At 46.8% G+C, this 23833-nt stretch carries 15 protein-coding genes; 12 read left to right on the plus strand and 3 right to left on the minus strand.

What is annotated here, in order from left to right:
- Positions 1-101: 101 nt before the first annotated feature.
- The 6 genes from NQZ67_RS12550 to NQZ67_RS12575 all read left to right on the plus strand — a co-directional run bounded on the left by NQZ67_RS12550 (position 102) and on the right by NQZ67_RS12575 (position 10544).
- A complete protein-coding gene (locus tag NQZ67_RS12550) occupies positions 102-2159 on the plus strand; it encodes a BNR-4 repeat-containing protein (RefSeq protein WP_257445965.1) in 2058 nt (685 codons plus the stop codon).
- 232 nt (positions 2160-2391) lie between these two features.
- A complete protein-coding gene (locus tag NQZ67_RS12555) occupies positions 2392-4047 on the plus strand; it encodes an extracellular solute-binding protein (protein WP_371825297.1) in 1656 nt (551 codons plus the stop codon).
- A gap of 207 nt (positions 4048-4254) precedes the next feature.
- Entirely contained in the window at positions 4255-5109 is an 855-nt protein-coding gene (locus NQZ67_RS12560) for an ABC transporter permease (protein WP_371825301.1), read from the plus strand.
- Between the two features lie 14 nt (positions 5110-5123).
- On the plus strand, positions 5124-6005 hold the full coding sequence (locus tag NQZ67_RS12565; protein WP_257445971.1) for a carbohydrate ABC transporter permease: 882 nt from the start codon (positions 5124-5126) through the stop codon (positions 6003-6005).
- A gap of 30 nt (positions 6006-6035) precedes the next feature.
- Positions 6036-7157 (plus strand): glycoside hydrolase family 88 protein, encoded by a 1122-nt coding sequence (locus tag NQZ67_RS12570; RefSeq protein ID WP_257445972.1) that lies wholly within the window; start codon positions 6036-6038, stop codon positions 7155-7157.
- Positions 7158-7499: 342 nt separating this feature from the next.
- The gene (locus tag NQZ67_RS12575) at positions 7500-10544 is read left to right on the plus strand and encodes an alginate lyase family protein (protein ID WP_257445974.1); all 3045 of its coding nucleotides are present in this window, start codon (positions 7500-7502) and stop codon (positions 10542-10544) included.
- Positions 10545-10998: 454 nt separating this feature from the next.
- Here NQZ67_RS12575 and NQZ67_RS12580 read toward each other — a convergent pair whose 3' ends face one another.
- A complete protein-coding gene (locus tag NQZ67_RS12580) occupies positions 10999-12276 on the minus strand; it encodes a TolB family protein (protein WP_257445976.1) in 1278 nt (425 codons plus the stop codon).
- Positions 12277-12422: 146 nt separating this feature from the next.
- On the opposite strand from NQZ67_RS12580, the gene NQZ67_RS12585 reads away from it, so the two are divergent.
- From NQZ67_RS12585 to NQZ67_RS12610, 6 genes are all read left to right on the plus strand, one after another.
- On the plus strand, positions 12423-13268 hold the full coding sequence (locus NQZ67_RS12585; protein ID WP_257445978.1) for a helix-turn-helix domain-containing protein: 846 nt from the start codon (positions 12423-12425) through the stop codon (positions 13266-13268).
- Between the two features lie 37 nt (positions 13269-13305).
- Entirely contained in the window at positions 13306-15477 is a 2172-nt protein-coding gene (locus tag NQZ67_RS12590; protein ID WP_257445980.1) for a family 78 glycoside hydrolase catalytic domain, read from the plus strand.
- Between the two features lie 139 nt (positions 15478-15616).
- Positions 15617-16765 (plus strand): mandelate racemase/muconate lactonizing enzyme family protein, encoded by a 1149-nt coding sequence (locus tag NQZ67_RS12595; RefSeq protein WP_257445982.1) that lies wholly within the window; start codon positions 15617-15619, stop codon positions 16763-16765.
- A 43-nt stretch (positions 16766-16808) separates the two neighbouring features.
- Positions 16809-17798, plus strand: coding sequence for a 2-dehydro-3-deoxygalactonokinase (locus tag NQZ67_RS12600; protein WP_257445984.1), 990 nt, complete (start codon positions 16809-16811; stop codon positions 17796-17798).
- Positions 17792-18421 carry a bifunctional 4-hydroxy-2-oxoglutarate aldolase/2-dehydro-3-deoxy-phosphogluconate aldolase gene (locus tag NQZ67_RS12605; protein WP_257445986.1) on the plus strand — a complete coding sequence of 210 codons (630 nt, stop codon included), beginning with the start codon at positions 17792-17794 and terminating at the stop codon, positions 18419-18421. The genes NQZ67_RS12600 and NQZ67_RS12605 overlap by 7 nt, the downstream gene beginning before the upstream one ends.
- A 98-nt stretch (positions 18422-18519) precedes the next feature.
- On the plus strand, positions 18520-19416 hold the full coding sequence (locus NQZ67_RS12610; protein WP_257445988.1) for an AraC family transcriptional regulator: 897 nt from the start codon (positions 18520-18522) through the stop codon (positions 19414-19416).
- 50 nt (positions 19417-19466) lie between these two features.
- On the opposite strand, the gene NQZ67_RS12615 is transcribed toward NQZ67_RS12610, so the two are convergent.
- Together NQZ67_RS12615 and NQZ67_RS12620 are read right to left on the minus strand one after the other, a co-directional pair.
- Entirely contained in the window at positions 19467-21380 is a 1914-nt protein-coding gene (locus NQZ67_RS12615; protein ID WP_257445990.1) for a glycoside hydrolase family 127 protein, read from the minus strand.
- Positions 21381-22093: 713 nt separating this feature from the next.
- Complete coding sequence (locus tag NQZ67_RS12620; protein ID WP_257445992.1) at positions 22094-23671, minus strand: sulfatase family protein; 1578 nt, start codon at positions 23669-23671, stop codon at positions 22094-22096.
- Between the last annotated feature and the right edge of the window lie 162 nt (positions 23672-23833).

Genomic DNA, 23833 nt, shown 5'->3' on the forward strand with positions numbered 1-23833 from the left:
ACACGCGGGCTCTTTGTCTGTAGGATAGGGCACAAGAAGGGAGGGTAAGTAGCTGTTGAAGGTAAGTGAAGGATAAAACAAGTGAGAGGATGGTTGATGCAGTGGTAAAAAAGAGCATCTGCAGTGGTATTGTTCTCAGCCTAATCATCAGTACATTGTTTTGGATCAACGGTTCCGAGGCTATGGCATCTAATACTAAGCACGATCCCATTTCTAAGCACTACCCCATTGAAGATACCTATATTCGAAATGGCGCAGATTCAAATGAAAATTACAGACTTGCGAATGAAATTGGAGTCAAAGACAACAGCTCCTCAACAGGCAGAATTGGCTATTTAAAATATAATTTGTCATCGTATAAGAGCGATGTAGCTAACAAAGCGACTCTAAGGCTATTTGTGCGGTCTAAAACTACTGGAAGCATCATCAACAATATATTCGGTATTGCGAATGAAGTCTGGGATGCCGGCACCATGACGTGGAGCAACGGGTCGCCGTATCATGATGTGGCTTCCAATCTGTATCCCAGTATACAGGATATTACGACCAATATTGAGGGCGGATACCTGCTGGATCGCCAAATTATTACTGCGGCAGGCACGTACTATGAATATGATGTTACGGATTATGTCAATTCAGAGCTTTCCAGTGCAACTGATAAGATTATAGCATTCCTGCTTACGTCGGAAAATGATCTCAATGTAAACTATGACTCTATGGAATCGGGAAGCAATAAACCAGAGCTCATCCTAGAGCATCCCGCAACTGCTCATACAAAAGTTAAAAAGCTATCAGACACAATTCTTGCACAAGATGGATTAACCTTTGCTGATGTCAAGTTTGGTTTCTTTCCCAATGTATCAGGAGGCTCAATTGTTACGTATAACGGTTATCAATACACGGTCTATTACAATAGCGATAGGCATGTATGCGTAGCTCGAAGAGCAAGCGGCAGCGAAGCCTGGGAGATTGCTGAATTAACGGATTATTTGTTTACGTCCATTGATACGCATAATTATGCAACTCTCGGCATTTCCTCAGATGGCGTTATTCATCTGACCTTTGATCACCATGCCAATGATTTGCACTATCGCTCTTCCCAGCAAGGTATTGCAAATAACCCGGCTCAGGTTCAGTGGAGCTCCTCACTCTTCGGCCCGGTTACCAATCAATTATCGGGGAACACGATAACCGATCTGTCCTATCCCACATTCGTTCAAGCACCCAATGGCAACCTGCTCTTTATGTATCGCACAAGAGGCTCCGGCAATGGGTGGAGATTTCTGGCGACTTATGATTCAGCATCGCACGGGTGGACACTTAACGGGAAAATGATTCATAGCTCAGGGACTTATGTAGGCTCTTACACGGGTACAAGCACACAGCGCGGCAATTATCCATTAGGGTTTGTTTTTGACCAGAATGGGCGCTTGCATATGCCCTTTATATGGAGAGAGACGCCAGATGCGATGTCCAATCATGATATTAATTATATGTATAGCGATAATCATGGTCTTACTTGGAAGAACATTAGTGGAACTGTCGTCTCGCAGACAGGTTCAACCTATGCAACCGTTGAATCGCCGGGCATCATAGTATCGCCAATTCCCCAGAGACGAGGACTTGTCAATTCTAACTTTAATACGGCAGATGCTGATGCCGCAGGAAGAATTCACTTTATGTCACAGCATATGCCAGACGATACTCCCGATGCAGCCGCATCCAATGAAGTTGTAAGGAGATACTTCCATTATTGGATAGATGAAAACGGCAATGTCAACAAGACTAATTTACATGCTCAGGGCTCAAATTCGCCAGTGTTGTTAGCGGATAATGGCGATGCGTATTTTGTATATATTTCGAAAAGCTATACGTATACCAAAATTGAAGATCGAAAATTTGGGCAAGGCAAACTACGAATAGCAAGAGCGACTGCTGCAAGCAATTACACCGACTGGAATATCATCTACACCGATAACAGTCTGCCGGGATTGGCCGAAGGCTTGAGAATCGATGCCGACAGGTTTAAGAAGGATGGTATTATCTCTGTATTCGTGCAAGAAAACCCGAAGACAATGCTCGGGGAGGCAACAAAGGTGCGAATCATTGAATATGGAATTAAACAACCGTTTGGCCAACAGAACAAGTTGAAAACATAATGATAATATAACGGTTCTTCCTTTTTTCAGTGCTCATGCTGTGTGTCAGCAGGATCGTTTGCTGCTCGCAGCATGAGTTTTTTTGAAATTGTGAATGAAGCTGCAAAAATGATTAGCTGCATATCGAGTTTTGTAGATGGAATTTCGTAAATGATCGATATACGTTGTGGAAAATGGGCTTTTATAATCGGGAGGAGGAGTTGCAAAGCTCTCGACACAAAATGGGAGGTTGATGGTTACGGTGAGAAAGACAAAAACAAGCTTGTTGGCTGCAGTACTCGCGGTATTCATGATTCTAGTCAGTGTAACAACAGCATGCTCCAGCAATTCAGAGGAGACAGGTCAGAGCTCGAACTCTCCGACGCAAAGCGCAGCTCCTCAAGACAATTCGAACGAGGCGACGACCTATCCGATTCAAACGGACAAGAATCTTACGTATTGGGCAGGCATTAATTCCAATCTGGCTGGAATCCGATCCTCGCTCGATGAGGTTCCATTTTTCCAGGAATGGCAGAAGAGGACGGGCGTTCCGTTGACGTTCATTTCACCTACGGCGGGTCAACAGAAGGAAGCTCTCAATGTTATGCTCGCTTCTGGTGAAATGCCCGATGTGATTGAATACTCGTGGATTAGTTTCCCTGGCGGACCGGAGAAAGCCATTAAAGATGGCTACATTATTAGTCTAAATGAATTAATTGATCAACATGCACCGAATCTGAAAAAATATTTGGAGGAGCATCCAGAGGTTGATCGCTTGGTGAAGACAGATACTGGCAATTATTACGGATTCCCGTTTATTCGCGGAGATGAATCCCTCCTGGTCTTCCAAGGACCCATTATCCGCCAGGATTGGCTGGATGAGCTTGGTCTTGAGATGCCAACTACAATCGATGAATGGTATACCGTTTTGAAGGCGTTCAAGGAGAAGAAGGGAGCTACTGCACCATTATCGTTCCTAAGCGAAGGAAGGCTGGCAGCCCTAGGGAACGGAGCAATCATTGGAGCATTTGATATCAATCAAGGTTTCTATTTGGATAACGGACAAATTAAGTATGGTCCTGCAGAGCCCCGGTACAAGGATTTTCTAGCTACTATGAGCAAGTGGTATGCGGAAGGACTGTTAGACAAGAACATAGCGACAACGGATCAGAAAACGTTGGATGCAAATATCATTAGCGGAGCGACGGGTGTATCTCTTGGCAATGCTGGCTCACAGTTAGGAAAGTGGACACCGCTCCTTAGTGAGAAAGACCCGAGAGCGGTATTGGCCCCGGCGCCATACCCTGTCCTGAATAAGGGGGATGTTCCGAGATTTGGACAGCTGGATAATGCTTTCGCTGTTAATGGCACGGCTGCGATTACCTCGAAAAGCAAAAATCCGGAGCTGGCTGTGAAGATGCTTGATTATGCTTACAGCGAGGAAGGGCATATGCTCTTTAACTTTGGGATCGAAGGCGTCAGCTACACTATGGAGAACGGATATCCTACTTATACGGACTTAATGATGAAAAATCCGGATAATTTGGCTCCTGCCCAAGCCTTGTCCCTATATATCAGAGGCAATTATTTTGGTCCCTTCGTGCAAGATAAACGCTACAGCGAACAATATAACGTGCTGCAATCGCAGAAGGATTCTATTGAGGTCTGGAAGACGGATGCTAAGTCAACCAAGTTGCCTCCGATTACGGCAACACCTGAGGAGAGTACAGAGTTAGCGAAAATCATGACAGATGTGGATACACTTGTGAATGAAATGACGCTCAAAATTATTTTGGGAAGCGAGCCATTATCCAGCTATGAGTCCTATATGAAGAAGATGGAAACGCTTAACTTTGACAGAGCGATTGAAATTCAAGAAGCTGCTCTAGACCGATTCAATAAGCGTTAATAAGTACACGATAATAAGTACAAAGGTGGCTTAGAGCTCCCTAAGTCTGAGCCACCACCGCTTAACTTAAAGGCAATCAAGTAAATAAGGGGCGAGAGAATGAGACCTTCAGCATCCCCTAGCCATGCTGGGAAACCTGTTAAGAGCAAAGAATTTGTTGTTAGTCGCCTGGTGAAGGATTTGGCGCTGAACAGGTACTTATATATCATGATGATACCTGTTCTTGCGTATTATATCCTTTTTCAATACGGTCCGATGTATGGAGCTATCATTGCTTTCAAAGAGTATTCTCCGATTAAAGGAATCTTAGGAAGTGATTGGGTGGGTTTGACGCACTTTCAATCTTTTTTTGAAAGCTATTATTTCTGGCGCATTCTGAAGAATACGCTATTGTTAAGCCTGTACTCCCTTTGCTTTGAATTTCCAGCTCCCATCATTCTCGCTTTGTTAATTAATGAGGTCCGAAATAAACGGTTTAAATCCATTGTACAATCCGTAACCTACATGCCTCATTTCATTTCCCTGATCGTTATTTGTGGAATAATAAAGGATTTTACGAATAGCGGGGGCTTGATTAATACCTTTATTACCTATCTTGGCGGAGACGGGCAGGCAATGCTTCAGAAGCCAGAGCTCTTTCGGAGCATCTATATCATATCCGACATATGGCAAGGTATGGGATGGACATCCATTATCTATTTAGCTGCGCTCATGAATGTGGACCAAGAGCAATTTGAAGCGGCCCGAATCGACGGAGCCGGGAGGTTGAGGCAAATATGGAATGTATCCCTTCCAGGCATACTGCCAACTATTATCATAATGCTCATTCTCCGTATTGGCAATTTGCTTAGCGTAGGGTTCGAGAAGATCATCCTGTTGTATAATCCTGCGATTTATGATACTGCGGATGTTATCTCATCCTTTGTTTATCGTAAGGGCTTGCTCGAATTCGGATGGAGCTATAGTGCGGCTGTTGGTTTGTTTAATTCTGTAGTCAATCTGATATTGTTGGTGCTTGCCAATCGTCTGAGCAAAAAATTTAGCGAGAATAGCTTATGGTAAGGGGGGTGAGCAGCATGAAGACGAAAAAATCCGGACTTGAACGGACATTTGATATTTGCTTATATGCAGTCTTGTCGGTTTTGGTTGTCGTTACCTTGTACCCTCTCATCTATGTGGCATTTGCATCGATTAGCGATGCAGCATATATCGTTGCTCACAAAGGAATTTTGTGGAAGCCGGTAGGGGTCAATTTTGAGGCGTATAAAAGCGTTTTTGCCAATGATGCCATATGGAGCGGATACAAGAATACATTATTTATCATTGTATTTGGGGTTATGCTGAATTTATTCATGACGTCGCTGGGAGCTTACGTGCTGTCACGCAAAAATGTCATGTTGAATAAACCGATTATGATTTTTATCATCATTACGATGTTCTTTCATGGGGGTCTCATTCCCTTTTATCTGGTTGTGAAGGGTGTAGGACTGCTCGACACGCTTTGGGCGCCTATTATTCCATTTGCTATTAACACGTTTAATTTGATTATATTAAGAACCTCGTTTCAATCCATTCCAGATAGTCTGGAAGAAGCGGCTAAGATGGATGGTGCCAATCACTTTGTTATTTTGTTCCGTATTATTCTGCCTTTATCCCTGCCCATCATGGCGGTCATGACGCTTTATTATGCCGTGGACAAATGGAATGGATGGTTCTATTCTTCAATCTTTATTAGTGACAGAGATTTATATCCGTTGCAATTGGTCATCAGAGAGATTCTGATAGCAAACTCGACAGAGGGGATGACAGCTGGCGGATCAGGAAACGACTTATTCCAAATTGGCGAAACGATTAAGTATGCGACCATAATGGTGTCAACTTTGCCTATTCTAATGGTTTATCCTTATTTGCAGCGATATTTTGTTAAGGGAGTAATGGTTGGATCACTAAAGGGCTAGTCCATCGGCTAGCAGGGGGAGGATATTCAAATGGCGGATAGTTATTGGTTCGATCACGCCTGGGAACAGACAGTAGAGAAGGTGAAAAGGACGAGCAGGCGTATAGGGGTGTCCTATCCGCATCTCTCTATTGATGGAACTTATGATAATAATAAGAGCTTCTGGACCAAGGGCTTCTGGCCCGGTATGCTGTGGCAAATATATAGAGAGACGAAGGATGAGCGACTGAAGGGGATTGCCGTTGCAATAGAAGACGAGCTTGATGAAGTGCTGAACGGATTCTATGTCCTGCATCATGATGTAGGCTTTGTATGGAGCTTAACTTCAGTGGCACAGCATAAACTGCTGAGCAGTGAAGCTTCCAAGCGAAGAGCGCTTACCGCTGCAAGTCATCTCGCAGGGCGGTTTAATCTGAAGGGCAGCTTCATTCGAGCATGGAATGATCAGCAGGGCGGCGGCAGGGACAACCGAGGATGGGTCATTATTGATTGCATGATGAATCTTCCTATCCTTTATTGGGCGTCCGAAGAAACAGGCGATCCGCGTTTCAAGCATATTGCGATCGAGCATGCGGATACCGTGTTGAGAGAGCATATTCGTGAAGACGGCTCTGTTCATCATATTGTTTGCTTTGATCCTGACACCGGGGAAAGAGTAGGAGCAATGAGCGGCCAAGGCTATTCGCCTGATTCTGCGTGGTCGAGAGGCGCGTCATGGGCGATTCATGGATTCGCTTTGTCTTATCGGTATACAGGTGAGCAAAGATATCTGCAGGCAGCGAAGAAAGCAGCACATTATTTCATCGCCAGTCTGCCCGAGGACCATGTCCCTTACTGGGATCTGAGAGCGCCGCTTGAAGAGAATATGCCGAGAGACACTACGGCTGCAGCTTGTGCGGCGAGTGGATTGATCGAAATAGGCAGATCTGTGCCCGAACAGGAAAAACGATTTTATCTGGAGTGGGCAGAGCGAATCATGAAATCGCTCTATGAGAATTATGGAGCATGGGATACAGAAGAGGAAGCGCTGTTGGTGAAGGGGACATCCCATTACCCTGCAGGACTTGGCATTAATACGCCTATAATCTATGGAGACTACTTCTTTATGGAGGCGTTGTCCAAGCTGAGGGGCAATACAGAATTGTTTTGGTAATAAGCATCACTAAGCCTACAGCTTTGTCATAGGGGGGGAGGCTTAGCTGCGTTACAAACAGAACGAAGCAGGGGCGAAAAGGCGGTGAAAGGTGTCACTGAAGGGGTTTTCGTTAGGCGTTCGTTTTTTCAACAGATCACGGAGGATCTCTATTACCAGTCGACAGCCATAGGTGCATCCGCATTAAATGTGTATTGATGACAATAAAATTACAATCTTGAATTAATTACAAGGAGGTGAATTCCCGCCTAGACTTCATTCACACCAGCACCTCTGATGCTGTCAAAGTGGAGATCTTGAGAGTGAACGAGATAACATTAATTTATTGTGGGAGGGAATTAAATGAATAATGTGAGGAAACTAAAAAGAGAGGGTTTAAGTTTATTGGCGGGATTTATGGTTATGATTATCGCTATATTACCACCAGTAGCGTCTTTGGGCTTAGTTGAAGCTGCAGCACATGCTGAAGAAAAATCAGATCATGCAATACAACTTACTAGGAGTGAACTTTTTGAGGAAGATACAGTATTGTATGCACCGCTTGATAAGGTGCTTAAAGGTTTTGGACATACATCAACTCTAGATGAACCCTCCGAAATGATTCGTATTACAGCTGGTCGAAAAAGTATTGAAATGAAGCTCGGAGAATCCTTTGGATATTTAAACAGCCTGGAAATATCACTCCAGAAACCAGCAACAACAGTTGATGGTGATGTATATGTACCACTTACATTTTTCTCGGACATATTGGATCTTGAGGTGAATGTGCAAGATGAAATAATTAATATTTCTGAACAAAAAGAAAAAAATATAAGCAGGACAGATAAGCTTATATACTTCAACGAAGACTTAATGGAAAAATCTAAAGAAAACCTGCATAGTGGTGTAGAATCATATGCTGCCGCATTTAATAAAGTGCAAACGGATGCTGAGAAATTTATGAATGCACCTCTTAACCCGGTAACTAATAAAACCCTATTACCGCCAAGTAAAGATAAGCATGATTATATGAGTACTGCGCCATACTTCTGGCCAGATCCAACTAAGCCTGATGGACTTCCCTGGATATCCAAAGATGGTCAGTTAAATCCTGCTTCCAGAGGAAATGATACAGATTTTACTCGTACAAGCCAAATGTTTGAGGGTATTGGAAATTTAAGCCTTAGTTATTATTTTACGGAGGATCCAAAATACCTTGAAAAAGCGTATGAAGTCATTAAGGTGTGGTTTATTGATGAAGAAACAAAAATGAATCCACACATAAAATATGGTCAGAGCATCCCGGGTGGTGTAGATGGAAGACCTCTGGGTGTTATTGAATGGACCTCAATTGTTAATGTTATTACTGCGTTGCAGATGCTTGAAAAACAGGACATGATATCTCAGGATGATATCAATTCAATGATAGACTGGTTTAAAGCGTATGCATCATGGCTTACAAGAAGTGATATGGGAATAAGAGAAAAACAACAGCATAATAATCATGGCTCCAATTATGATTATCAGTTAGCAGGCATCTTATTGTTTATAAACAATTATAAGGATGCTGTGCAGCTATTTGAAGATGCTAAGGTCGAAAGAATTGAGGATTATATTGAGCCAGACGGAAGTTTGCCATATGAACTTAGAAGAACCAAGTCAGTCAATTACCATAATACTTGTTTGTGGCCCTTAGTACAGGTTGCTGAGATTGCAGGAAGATTTACAGATGTGGATCTTTGGAATTATACATCAGCAAAAGGAGTATCCTTAAAAAAGGCTTTTGAAAATCTCGCTCCATATGCAAAAAATGAGAAGGAGTGGGAGTGGGAGCAAATTGAGGATGCGGCAGAAATTAAAATGGCTGAAAAGATACGGCCACTTTTCCTTAAAACAAGTAATATATTTGGGTATGCCATTGATGGTATATCAGAGCAGGCTATTAAAGTTTCAGCTGTTGATAGCTTGAGTTACAACATTCAGGGAAATGATAAAGGTATACTCTCCGCCACATTTATTCTTCAACCTACGGCAGAAGAATCGACTATAAGACTGAACTGGATGGTTCAGAAAATGGGAGCTACAAAATATATTCTTTACAGAAAGGATTCTGAAGATGATACGTATTCAGAATTGACAAAAATAGACTCTTCCACTGCAAAACAATATGTAGATAAAAAGGATCTTGAATATGGAGAAACATATTATTATAAGATTCAAGCGTTAGATGCAAATAATGTCATTATTGATGAACTTGAGTCAAATGAAATCAAGTTTTCGAGTAAATGGATTGATTTAAAAGAAAAATTGGCTAATGCAACTGAAGGTGAAAAAATTACAATAGATCTTTCCAAATGCGAAAAAATGCCCCCTTTTATTTTTAATACAATCAAAGGAAAGGATATTGAATTTTTGATTAATACGGATAGTGAGTTTTCAGGAGTTGACGCTTCATGGGTTGTAAATGGCACTTCAATAGAAAAAGCTATTACTACTGATATACTTTTTGATGTAACTAATAAATTCTCTATTACTTCTAATGATAGAATGACACAGCTCCCAGAAGGTGCAGAAACATATATGAAGCTTGGTAGGGTTTACACTTTACCATACGGTTTTCAAGCGAAACTCAATATAAATCTCGGTGAGGAATATGCGAATGATGTGGCTAAATTATATTCTTTTGGGGCCGAGGGAATAATTGAAGTGAATTCCGGTGTAACAATCAATCAAAATGGAAGCGTAGTATTTGATATTGTAGACGCACCAGATTATGCTATTGCAATTTATGATAATGATTCAACCGCGCCGGTAACGACGGATAATGCTCCTGCGGGCTGGTCCAATTCTGATGTGAAGGTAGAGCTGGACGCAACGGATGCGGCAAGTGGTGTTGAAGCAACGTATTATTCAATTAATGGAGGTAAACCGTCAACAGGTTCGACAGTATTGATTGAAGGCGAAGGGGTCCATACATTGCAATACTGGAGCGTCGATCATGCAGGCAATCAAGAAGAGGTGAAAACCAAGCTCATCCAAATCGATAAGACAGCCCCAACGGTTGAGATTAATCTATCCGCGGAGGTGCTGTGGCCGCCGAACCATCGTATGGTTCCTGTAACGACTAAAATTTATGCATATGATTCACTTTCGAACGTCAACGTCGTCCTTCAATCCATTACTAGTAATGAGCCAGACGATGGCGCGGGTGAAGGGGATAAGGCAAACGATATTCAAGAAGTAGAGTGGAATACGTTTGATCTGGAGTTCCTGCTTCGCGCGGAACGGTCTGGCATAAAGGCGGGTAGAACGTACACGATTACTTATCTTGCCATCGATGAGGCAGGAAACCAAGCGGTCGCTTCGGTAGAGGTGAGGGTACCTCATTCGGTATCAAGTGAGAAGTAATCAATAAGTAATGTGATAAGGGGATGTCCCGAATTCCAATGTGACTTAAGGACACCCCTTCGTTTTGGAGCTGGAGCTGATGAACGTTTAGTATTAGAATTACATCCGGCTTTTCCTGGCAGGACTGGATTTTGCGATCTGCATTACTCTAAACCAATATCGCAAAAATTTAAAAGGAGCTTCGGAAATGACCGGCGCAATTGCGTGTGCCGGTCATTTTTTAGTGCGCCCAGCATGGGCACTATCTCTAGAGTTCAAGTCCCGAATGGCAAAGGCAGTAGTAGCCACAGCTCAAGACAAGGGTGTCCATGTGAGATGGAATCTGAAGGAAGTCGGCGGCAAACGTTGCAATACATGCACCGATACAGATGACATCATTCGAGTATAGTTAATAAATCGGATATTTACCGTGAAGTGGAGTTATCGTTATAGTGTTGGAATAATAGCAGGCATATTAGAAGTCTGTTCCCACCAAGCTGGACATGTCAGCGATGAATACCCGGCGGGTGCCTCCTACAAAGCCATTGAATACAAGATGCTTATAATCTGGAGTCCAAGCAGGATGAGGATCAACCCGAAGCGCATTCGTAACCTTCGTTCCCGGGTTGGCGACAGGGATTCGAACAATTGTTGCTTCACTTCCTGACTGCAGATCAATGAAGCGCAGAGGCACCGTTCCATCGCCGAAGGCTACATTCTCTTGCTCATAGGAGTCCGTCACTATATGCCGTCCATTCGGATGGACGGTGGGGTGGCCTGAGCCGGGAATGTTGTCGATGATCTTCTTTATATTGGAGCCATTCGCATCGACTTGGACCAATGACAATTGCTTGTCGTCATCCAGACATAGATTCATCGAGAGTCTCTGTCCATCAGGGAACCAGTTAATATGATGACCGCCCTTCTTCCATTGCTCCGGCCCAACCGCGACACGAATGTCACTGCCGTCTGTATTCATGGTGACAACCCAGAACCGGAGACCCTCTGCGATTTTGTTCCATGGCTGCGGATCGTCTGTATGAAACCATCTCATGGTGAATAAAATACGATCGCCTTGCGGGTTGAATTTGCAATGGAAGCCATAACATTCGCCATGCTTGTACATTTCCTTATCGATAGCAGGCTCGGCGCGGTCGAATACATCCTGAATGGAGACTAACAGCTTTCTCTCGCCGGTTGCTGTATCCAAAGTATATAAACCGTCATCATCCCGGAAGCCATAGTTACGCGGCACATACTCGTCAGGAACAACGATGCCATAGCCATACTGCGTGCGTCGCATTCTCTTGGTGCATGCGGATATAATCGTTTTGCCGTCCGGGGAAATTTTGTAGATACTTCCCTTCATTATTTTTTTGTCCCCGGTATGCGGGTTCAGACGTACACACAGCTCTTGCCACGTCTCTGGATCAACATCGTTGTAATAAATAAATTCGTCGTCAGGTCCCCAGTTGATGTTAGCGCCCAGCTGTGTCTCCCAGCCGTAGGTTGGAGAGACGATTCGTTCCTCCGCTGTATGCAAATCAACGAGCACAATATGAGCCGCAACACCTGGCTCTGGCAGTCGCTGCTCTTGCGGCAGCTGAAGCAACGCGGCATAACGCCCGGAAGGGCTGATCGGCGAGGTGTCGAAAAAACGATGAAAGCAGCCATCTGTTTGAGGGGTTATACATTTTACCGGAACAAGTGGATTAAAGTCAGTATAAGTGGGGAAATCCTTGCTTATGTTCACTAGAGCTCACTCCTGTCAGTGATATAGGTGGATCAAGCTAAGTTGTCCTGCTACTATTGTATAGGCTGTATAGGGAGGAGTCTTTGCTTGGATGAAGGCATTATTTATCTGAAGGAAGGTTTGTGCTGGTGGAACGGGGGGTAACTATGCACAAATTGGAGATAGAGCTGATCTGGATATCGCGATATGACTACGAAAAAGGTAAACAACTGGCTGTGCACGCTCATGACTATTATCAAATCATTTATTTGATTGATGGGGACATTAATTTCTCATATGGAGGGGAGCCATATCCGTTGAATCGTGGGTATTGCGCCGTTATTTCACCTGGAGTAGAACATGGCTTTATTCATGATAACCAATCAGTTGTCAAAACACTTGATGTCAAATTCCGCATTCACAGCACCAGGTTAAACCAACTGATGAAGCAAATCACTGGACTGCATGCGACGGTGCCCAAGGAAATGGTGGTTTTGCTGGAGCAGATCAAATATGAGGGAACGCATCAACAGCCTTTTTTTCGCGAGATGGCCAGCTTGAATTTGTTGAAAATCGTGTACATGCTCCACAGAAAATCAACAGAGGCACAGACCTTCAGACATAGCCGCTTATTAGGTATGGAGGTATCGTCTGGGACGGAAGATGGACAGGCAATCGTTGAACGGACAAAGGAATATATCCAGCATCACTATTCGGGCGAGCTGCGAGTGGCGGATATGGCGAAACGCATCGGGTTTCATAAAAATTACATGGGACAAATGTTCAAGCAAGTATGCGGCCAATCGATCTCCATGTATATCAAAGAGCTCCGAATCGGAAAGGCTAAGGAATTACTGGCCTATTCGGAACTAACGCTTAAAGAAATTGCACCGGAGGTAGGCTTTAAAAATATTCATCATTTTAATCGCGTGTTTAAGCAGGTAGAAGGAATTAGTCCTGGACAGTGGAAGCGGAAGGAAATTCAGGGCATACGCAAGGACATTCATTTTTGATTCGAGCATATAAGGATCATGCCAAAGGAGCGATAACATGGATAAAGTATGGTCAGCAAGCTGGTTAATGGATAAGGCGTTTGAAGGGGTGTCCCCTCCTGACAATCTCTTTCATAAAGAACAGAGCAAGCCTGTTGCTATAGAGCACAGAGTGGATCTAGCCAATCGTCACTGGTTAATTAGGAAATCGTTCGAGCTGGATAAAAGCATGAAGCGCGCTGTACTGGATATTACAGCTGATGATTACTACAAGCTATATATCAATGGGCATCTGGCAGGTCAAGGACCAGCCCAGTCTACATTTGATCATTACTATTATAATCGTTACGATGTGACGGAGCTTCTTCGTCCTGGGCCCAATGTAATTGCTGTTCACGTCTATTATCACGGATTAATCTGCAGAGCGTATAACAGTGCAGACAATCGGCAAGGTATGATTGCGGAGCTTCGAATCGATGATGAGGTATTCGTGCATACGGATTCGACCTGGAGATGCTGGAATACGGAAGAATACGGTCACGGTGAAATCATAGGGTATGATACACAATTTGGAGAGCCCCTTGACCTGCGGCTCAAGCAGCCGGAATGGAAAGCCAACGGATTTGACGATTCTGCATGGGAAGAGGCTGTTGTCCAATCCACCGATCATGTGCTGTATCTGCAGCCTACCCCTCCTGTATCGGTATATGAGAAGTCTCCTGTTCAAATAACACAAGCGGCGCCGGGGCATTACCGCATAGATTTTGGCGAAGAAGTGACGGGACAAGTGAAGTTTACTGCTAGCGGACAGGCTGGAAGCAAAATTGAGGTTCGATATGGTGAAGAGCTTCAGGACGATGGCGCTGTTCGTTATGAGATGAGATGTAATTGTATTTATCAAGAGGTATGCACCTTGTCGGGTGGCGTTGACGAGTTTGAGTTTTTTGATTACAAAGCGTTTCGTTATGTAGAGCTGTTGTCTTATGAACCGGGGATTCACGTTGATTTGACGAGTATAGCAGCAATCGTGAGGCATTACCCGATGAAGGAGGACGCGTGTATCTTCGAATCCTCTGACTCTTTGTTAAATAATATTTGGTCAATCTGTCGGAATGGGGTGAAATATGGCTCTCAAGAGGGGTATGTGGATTGTCCCTCGCGCGAGAAGGGGCAATACTTGGGAGATAATACAATAATAGCTCCATCCCAGGCCTACTTGAGCGGCGATCTTAGATTATACCGTAAAGCACTGCTGGATTATGTGATCCTCTCCTCCAAGGTGTGCCCGGGTCTAATGGCTGTTGCGCCGGGACATTACATGCAGGAAATTGCCGATTTCTCCCTGCAGTGGCCGATGCAGCTGTTGAAGTACTACAAAATGAGCGGCGATATGGAATTCCTGCGTGAGATGTATCCGCATGCCTTGGGAATATTAGAGCATTTCGCTTCTTATGAAAGAAGTGACGGGCTCCTGGAGCGGGTCACGGATAAATGGAATCTAGTAGATTGGCCTGATGGACTGAGAGACGGATACGACTTTGATCTAAGAAAACCGGTTGGCGATGGCTGTCATAATGTCATAAATGCCTTTTATTATGGAGCGCATGTGAGTGTAATGGAAATGGGCGGAATTCTTGGCGAATGTTCAGATAAGCAGAAGCTAGCAAGCTTGCGCCAGGCTTATACCGATGTCTTCTATAATCGAGAAACCGGTTTGTTCGTGGATGCAGAAGGCTCGAGGCACTCCTCTCTGCATTCGAATGCGCTGGCTTTGTTGTTCGGATTAGTGCCTGAGCAAGGGAAGCAGTCGATCGTTGCGCTTATTCGAGAGAAACGTCTGGCTTGCGGCGTATATATGGCATATTTTGTCCTGAAAGCTCTTGCTGTCGCAGGGGAACACGAGCTTGCTTACGATTTGATGACGTCCTCGGATGAAAATTCCTGGGCGACGATGATCAAGGAAGGGGCCACTACCTGCTTCGAGAGCTGGTCCAAGGAGCATAAGTGGAATACAAGCTTATGTCATCCGTGGGCCAGTGCTCCGATCTTGATTCTCATTGAGGATATCATGGGCCTGTCTCCGGCAGAGCCGGGCTGGACGAAGATAGGCTTCAAGCCTCACATTCCTCAAGCGCTCGATGCTCTCCAGTTAGAATTCGAGACACCAGCAGGTCGAATAAGCGTGCGCTATAAGGACAACAACATACAACTCACGATGCCAGTCACTTAAGCATTATATGGAATTTGTGTATTGCGGAATAAAATATAATTGAGCCAATATGGATCAATAGTTTATATATAAATTTATATTTGACATAAAAAACGAAGGGGGTATAATTGAAGTAATCGAACGCGAAGGGGAATGCGGGATGCGGATAACAAACGTTCAAGTGCATGTCATGAAATCGCTGCTGGAGGAACCTTTTTATTTCTCTCAAGGCTGGGTGAAGCAGCGCTCTTCGGTGCTGGTGGAGATCGAGACGGATGCCGGTATTACAGGATGGGGAGAGTGTCTGTGCCATGGGCTCCAGCCGCCGGAGATTGCCGCCGCCTTTATTAGACACGCGTTTGCGCCACTTCTAATAGGAAGAGATCCTCATGACACGGATGTGCTCTGGGAGGAAATGTACAATCTGTCTCGTCCTTACGGCCAAGGCGGCGCGGCGGTGAATGCTATTAGCGGCATTGATATCGCATTGTGGGACATTAAGGGTAAAAGCTGCGGCCTTCCCGTCAGCAAGTTGCTCGGCGGCACGTTCCGCACGCAGGTTATGCCATATGCGACCGGCTTCTACCGGACAGCGAAGGGCAGCTACCCCGCGGATGGCGTAGCAGAGGCGTTGCAGCATAAGGCGAATGGTCTCCGCGCCATGAAGCTTAAGATCGGCTTCGGCATAGACGAGGATCTGGCCTTGATCACCTCCGTCCGGGAAGCGGTGGGACCGGAAATGCGGCTCATGGCGGATGCCAATGGCGCCTATAACACGGGACTGGCAAGAAGGCTGCTGCTGGAGTCGGAGTCGTCTAAGCTGTATTTTATGGAAGAGCTGCTGGCTCCTGAGGATATTGACGGCTACAAAGCGATCCGCCATCTTACAGGAACATTGATTGCCTCCGGTGAGAATCTGTTCGGCAAGATGGGCTACCGTCACTGGATTGCGCAAGGCGCGCTTGACATTGTGCAGCCGGACCTCTGCTCTTCGGGAGGCTTCACGGAATGCAAGAAGATTGCGACGCTCGCGCAAGCCTGGAATACGTTGATGGTTCCGCATGTATGGGGCTCTGGAGTTGGCCTTGCCGCCTCCCTCCAATTCATTGCTTCATTGGCGCCGACCCCGCTGGGCCTCTTCCCTGAGGAGCCTATGCTGGAATACGACCAATCGTCCCATCCATTCCGCGTGGATCTGATTGGTCATGCCATTACGATGAAGGATGGTATGGTGTCGATTCCGGATGGACCTGGTATTGGTGTGGAGATTAATCGCGACATTATTGAAAAATATGCGGTGACTGCTTGAAGCGGGCAGGCGAATTCTTGCGCGCTGTTGAGGGGGACTAGGTTTGAAAGTAATCGTTATTGACTGCGGAACAACCAACTGCAGAATGAGGCTGCTTGATGGGGATAGGCTATTGGCTAGTGTTACAAAACAAACGGGGGCGGGCAACTCAGCGCAATTAGGTAACAACTCTAGCTTGAAGTGGGCGCTGAAGGAGAGCTACGAAGAGCTAGCTGCCGCTGAACCGGTGGCTATGCGGGAGGTTTATGACATTGTCGCATCCGGTATGATAACCTCCAGCGCAGGGCTGATGGAGATTGAGCATCTGATGGGACCAGTCAATCTAATTGATCTGACCGGCTCGATCAGGCGCCATCTGTTTCCGGAGTTATTCCCTCAGCCTGTTCTGTTCGTACCTGGTGTGAAATTTATAGGAGCTGCATTGGCGAATCACGATATGATACGAGGCGAGGAGACCGAGCTGTTTGGTTTTTTGGAGGTACTAACATCAGGGAATGAGGTTAATAAAGAACGATTGTTCATGCATTATGGCTCTCACCACAAATGGATCAGAACCAGAGAGCGCTCCATCATAAGCAGCAGCACGTCGATCTCAGGCGAACTGATGATGGCTGTCATGAACCATACGCTGCTAAGAGACAATACACTCCATCTAGAAGATGTGGTTCCGGATCCGGATTGGGTACGGAAAGGGGTAGAGGCGGTAAAGCAATATGGAGCGGGCCGCGCCCTTTTCCAAGTTCGAACGCTTAATGTGTTGGACAAGCAAGATAAACAAGCGTCAACAAGCTTCTTCCTCGGAGTCATTGCTGGCCAGGACTTAGCTATGCTGACGGAAGAGTTGCTGTACGGTGTCGAAGAAATCGTCTTATATGGACGAAACTTGTTTCCTTCCATCGTTGTTCCTATTCTGAAGGACTTTTACCCGAGTATTGCCATTCGGGTTGTTCCGGAGGAAGAGTCTGGCTGGTTAAGCGTCTACGGAGCGGCGAGCCTATACAGACAATATAAAGAGGAGATGAAGGGATGTTAACCGTACAGCAGCAGATTAATAGAAGCAAGATCGTAGCGATTCTTCGCAATGTACCGCTCGACCGTTTGCCGAGAGTCATGGAGGCTCTCTATGAGGGCGGTATTCGAGTGGCCGAAATTACGCTGAATTCGGATGGCGCCCTTGACGGTATTCGGGTAATGAGGAAAATGTACGAGGGGAAAATGTCGATTGGCGCCGGGACAGTTATTACCGCTCTGGACGTGGAACGCGCGACGGATGCAGGGGCCGAATTTCTAATCTCGCCCCACACGGATGAAAGAGTGATTGAGGCGGCGTTATCCCACTCCAGCGTCCCAATCCCCGGAGCGCTTACGCCGACGGAGGTTGTGCGTGCTGTAACGGCTGGAGCGCCGTACGTGAAGCTGTTCCCTTGCACGACCTTTGGCCCGAGCTATGTGAAGGAGCTGCTGGCGCCCTTGAATCATGTCAAATTCATGGCGGTCGGCGGCATAACAGCAAAGCTGGCAGCGGCTTATATACAGGCTGGTGCGATTGCGGTCGGAGCCGGAAGCGGTCTGGTCTCCCATGCCGATGTTATGGCGCATAACTATGCCGCGATAACGTCCAATGCGCGTGAGCTTGTAAGGCATATTGAAGGCTGACCTGTATCAATGGTAGGATGAATAGATAAGCTTATGGAGGAATCGTTCCGGCGATTCCTCTTTTGGTTGGAATGGAACAAGAGGAGGCGTTGCTGATTATGCAGCATACCGTCAAATTCCGAACGGATCGGGTGCCCGCCGTGGACAATGTTGGCTTGTTCAGGACAACCGCATTGTGGGCCCATATGGACCGTGTTCTGCCTCATGACGTGTTGATTGTTGTCAGGGAAGGACTTGTCCATATTATTGAAGATGGCACGGAATATCATATTTCGCCCGGCGAGGTTTTCCTGATGAAGCGGGGCGTGCGCCACTATGGCTTGCCGCAAACGCTGCCAGGCTCCGAATGGTATTGGATTACGTTCGGCGCTCCGGAGACGGAGGAGCATGATCACCAGATGGCAGAGACGGAGACAGAAGCAGAGGCAGAGATTGCGGATGCTAAGGGAATGAGCCTGCTGAGGGGCCAATTGCCCCAAACCATTGAGCTGAAACGTCTCAAGGTGAGCGACTTTCAGGGCATCTGCGTCAGAATGAATAAGCTCTTGCATCACTATGCGATGGGAACGGCTTACGACCGGCTGAAGCTTAATGTGGGTACTCTTGACTTGCTGCTGGATTTGCACCGGGATGTGACGGACTCCAGCGGGAAACGCCATAAGCTGTATGATGATGTGAAAGCCTTCGTTCAGCGGCATCTGCACGAGGATATTCGGTCGGAGCAGCTGGCAGAGTCCCTGCAGCTGAACTATTCCTATATGAGCAGAGTGTTCTCCAGAGAAGCGGGCATGTCGATCCGGCGCTTCATTATGGAGGCGAAGGTGAAGGAGGCGATCCGGCTGTTCAGTGAAAGTCGGCTTAATATTTCGCAGATCAGCGAGAAGCTGGGCTACAACAATCCGTATTATTTTACCCGAATATTCAAGCAGGTGACCGGTTACAGCCCTACGGATTATCTCAAGAAGGGGTATTATGACAAGGGCAGCTTTCAATAAAACGGGCCTTGAACGAGAGGACTCGCCCAAGGCCGGCAGGATCAAGCGTATTAGATCAGCGGCAGCCAGACGGACATATCGGTCTGACCACGATTGTTCCATGCGTAATAAGGCACAAGCCTTACATCGATTTCTGCCATGTCTAATGCTTCAAATGGCTTATAGAGGGTGTCGGAATGGTCCTCCTGCGGGATCTTCAGCGCCGTGCCATGCAAGGTTGTGACGCCGCCCAGCAGCTCATGATCGTAACGGGCCTCGAACCGCGTAGAGAGCGGAATTCGAATCTGATCAATGGCCATGCCTTCAGGGAGATCAATGCTCTCCAGACAGTAGACGAACGGACCGTACATGAAGGCAACCTGGCCGCGAGCCTCTTCGACCATTGGGTTGGCAGCAATACGTTTCACGCGCATAGGCAGCACCAGCTCGATCTGATCGTTGGCTTGCCATTTGCGCTTCAGCTCGAAGTAAGTGCCTGCCGCTGGTTGAGCCTGTTCTTCCCCGTTGATTCTGACTGTTGCGCCGTCAGCCCATTGCGGGATCCGAAGATGAATGGAGGTCTCCGCATTCAGCGGGCTGTTGATTGTCATCAATACCGTCTCTTCAGCAGGGAAGCTGGATTTCATCGTCAGGCTGAGCGTCTCGCCTGAGGACAGCACGGTATTCAATTCATTGCCGCTGTACAGATGAATATACAGGCCGTCACTGGATTGACCGTATGCCCATTGATTTAATCTTGCCAGCGTGCGAAGCACCTGTGGCGGGCAGCAGTAGCATGTATGCGTGAACCATCTCTCGGTTCTGAAATGCTGCGTTTGCGCCGAGTGGTGGTTGAAGAGCTTGCCGTTTCTGGTCTCCAGCGGATTGGTATAACAGAAGTGGTGGCCGTCCAGGGTCATGGAGCCCAGCAGGCTGTTGTACACAACCTTCTCGAACACGTCCATATACTTGGGATCCTGAGTCAGGCTGAACATGCGCATCGACCACATCGCATTGCCGATATTGGCGCAGGTCTCCGTGTAAGCGGAGCGGTTAGGCAGATGGTAGTCGGTGCCGAACGCTTCCCAGATCTTGTCGCCATTCGGGGACAAGCCGTTGTAGATGGAGCCGATGCCGCCCGTCAGGTACATTTTTTTGGTATACATATTGTCCCAAATTTTCTCCAGCGCATGCATCACAGTCTCTTCGCCCGTGTGGGAGTAGACGTCTGCAGCGCCAGCATACAGGTATACAGCCGTTACAGCATGTCCCGTTGCTTCCGTCTCTTCACGCAGCGGTGTGCGGTCCTGGTTCTGATCCTCGCCTCCGTAGCCGGCGCCTCTCATCGTCATGAAGATATCGGCCAGCTTCAGGTAGGTCTCGTTGCCTGTAATGCGATGCAGATCAACAAGGCCCATAATATTGGAAGGGTTCCAGCCGTAATGGATGAGATGCTTCGGACATGGATTGAAGGTTTCGTTCAGGTAATCGGCCGCTTTGATCGCAACCTCTAGGAAGTTGGTTTTGCCGGTTGCGGTGTGGTGCACGCATGCCGCGGTTAACAGATGTCCGAAGTTATAGTCCTCATGATAGATGCGCTGACCCCAGCGCTTCTTATGGCTAAGCTGAATGTTGGTGCTGATGTAGCCGTCTGGATCCTGCGCCTTGGCGATAAAGCCAATGTACTTGTCCATCTTCTGGTCAAGCGCAGCGTCCTTGGTGATGGCATACACATGCGCGCAAGCCTCCAGAAATTTATAGCAATCGCCGTCGGACCAGTCCTCTCCGTAATGGCGGTCCGTCTTGAGTCCAGCAGCTACCTCGAAGTTGGGCATATAGGTGCCGTTTTCTTTGACATGAATGGCCTTCTCCATAGAATCAATCATTTCTTCATGGCAGAGGTGGAAGCGATCCGCCCAGAAGCCTGTTGTCCACTTGGCGTCGGTCATATTTAATGGCTTTACTTTTCTCATATCCTGTTCCACGGTATACCCTCCATTTAAGTCTGAATTGTCCTGCTGCCTTTATTTTAACGAGATTCGGTTATGGACAGCCATGCACTATACCATACAAAAGTAGTACCTTTTTTACCACTTATGCATTTATAAGATGTTGAGATATCCGATTGTGAAAATTCGTCCACTGAAAGTCCTCGATAAAGGTTTTCTAATGGCCCAACTAGCTCACCTCGAAATTCTCGGACACCCATTACCTGCAAAAAGTACAGTTATTTATGCGTTTGGCGCCTTATAGAAGCTGTTAACTGTAGAAGGTACAGTTATTTTCATCAGCTTGGGGAGATGAGGTGAATTGTCGGCGATTTAAGTGTACGTTATGCAGCTAATCTCTCTGGAATGCAGATGATGCCCCGAAATAACTGTAGGTTTTGCAGGTAATGCTGCACCCGCGTGGACCTGCGTAGACCCGGGTAAACCCGCGTAGACCTGCGTAGGAACCGTGTAGACCCGGGTAAACCCGCGTAGACCTGCGTAGGAACCGTGTAGACCCGGGTAGACCCGCGTGGACATAAGCAGATATACATTGATCTGTAAAGAACTATTAGATCAGCATTGCTGCCAATTGGTCTATATTGCTCTGCCATGACCTGCTTTGCATTACAATGGAAAAAAAGTGAATCAGGACTAACCCTAGGGGCTAGTCCTGATTCACTTCGTTGACCGTTTACTCGGGGTCACGCTTACTGCTCCACATTAACCGGCTGCTGCCTCTTGCACTGGGTAAGCCCCTTCTGTCCTTGAATGGCATGGGCGACCTTCGTCCAATTATTGGTTTGGTCCAAAATAAACTTATACACCGTGTTCATATTCGCCTGTTCCAGTCCCCGATAATTCGCGAGCGGCCCCAGGCCTTCCTTCCAGCTCCGCAGCTTGCTCAGCAGACCTTCCTTGATCTCAATGTATGCGGGATCGTCGAACAGATTGTTCTGCTCGTAGGGGTCCCGCTGCAGATCATACAATTCCCCTTCAACCAGCGGCTGGTCGAAGAAGGCGGAATACTTCAAATAATGATCGCCGTACAGCTTGTCGTGAATATTCTCCTGCTCGGGGTAATGCGTCAGCTTCCACCTCGCATCTCGGATCATAAGGGCAGGCTCGGTATGAATAGACCCGCAATAATAGAGGCTGTGCGCTTCCGTGCGATGAACCGCCTTCTCGCCCCGGCATACCGGCAGCAGGCTCATGCCTTGCACGCCTTCGGGAATTGGAATGTGTGCCGCATCCAGCACCGTTGGCATAATATCGATAATTTCGGCAAAGCTCTGATGGCGCATGCCGCCGTTGTGGCCGCCAGGCAGCTTCACCAGAAGCGGAATCCGGACCACCGGCTCATACATATGACCCCATTTCTCAATAAAGCCATGCTCTCCCATCATGGCGCCATGATCCGAGGTAAAGATAATAAGCGAGTTGTCGTAAAGCTCCAGCTCCTTCAGCTTGGCAATCACCTTGCCGATCCGATCGTCGACATGAGTGACGAGGCCATAATAGCTGGACATGCTTTTGCGGTAATCCTCCGCATCCAGCTTGTCGAAGCCGCGAACCTTGTGGAAGTAGCGTTGGGTAATCGGTTTGTCCGCCAGCGTTCGGCCGGCATTGTCGGGCAGCGGCAGCTCCGCCGGATCGTACATATCCGCGTAAGGCTGAGTTGGCATATATGGCGTATGGGGATCCAGAAGAGATAAATAATGAAAGATAGGATGATCCGAATGAGGCACGTCCTGAATTCGATCGATGTAAGCCTCCGTTAGCCGGGAACAGGAGGTTTGATCGGGAGGAGTAGGGCTTTTCCCATGAATAACCAGAGGGATGTCGCCTTCATTTTTTTTGAAGGAGGACTTGCGGCGCATCTCGGGCTCCTTGATTCCAAGGAAGCTGGTATAGGGATCGGGGGAGCCGTTCATAAATTCATCGAAGCCGCATTGCTCCGGTGTCCGGTGTACATGCAGCTTGCCATACATCGTTGTTGTATAGCCGTGCTCGCGAAGCAGCTCGGGCAGCGGCTGCTCGTCTTCAACCATACGCATGGCATTGTCTAGGATGCCATGGCTAAGCGGATTGCGTCCGGTCATGAGACTGGCTCTGGCGGGCACGCACATCGGGCAGTTTGTATAGGCTTGCTCGAAGATGACGGAATCCTGCGCAAGCTCATCCAGGTGAGGGGTTCTCACGATTGAATTGCCCATAAATCCCAGGCTGTCAGCTCTAAGCTCGTCGCACATCAGAAAAAACACATGGGGACGATTGGCGGATGCCATTAGATATCACTCCTTGTAAGGTATTACTTGAAATATACTATATAATTTATATTTAATCAATTTGGATAAATATAAAATGAGCTCGTGAATTCGGCAATCCAATACCGTTCAAAAAACACATTGACATCTCCACGTGGCGTCGATATCATTTAAATATATATT

Origin of the sequence: Paenibacillus soyae, from assembly GCF_024623455.1 — a bacterium.
In the GTDB taxonomy this organism is placed as follows: Bacteria; Bacillota; Bacilli; order Paenibacillales; family Paenibacillaceae; genus Pristimantibacillus; species Pristimantibacillus soyae.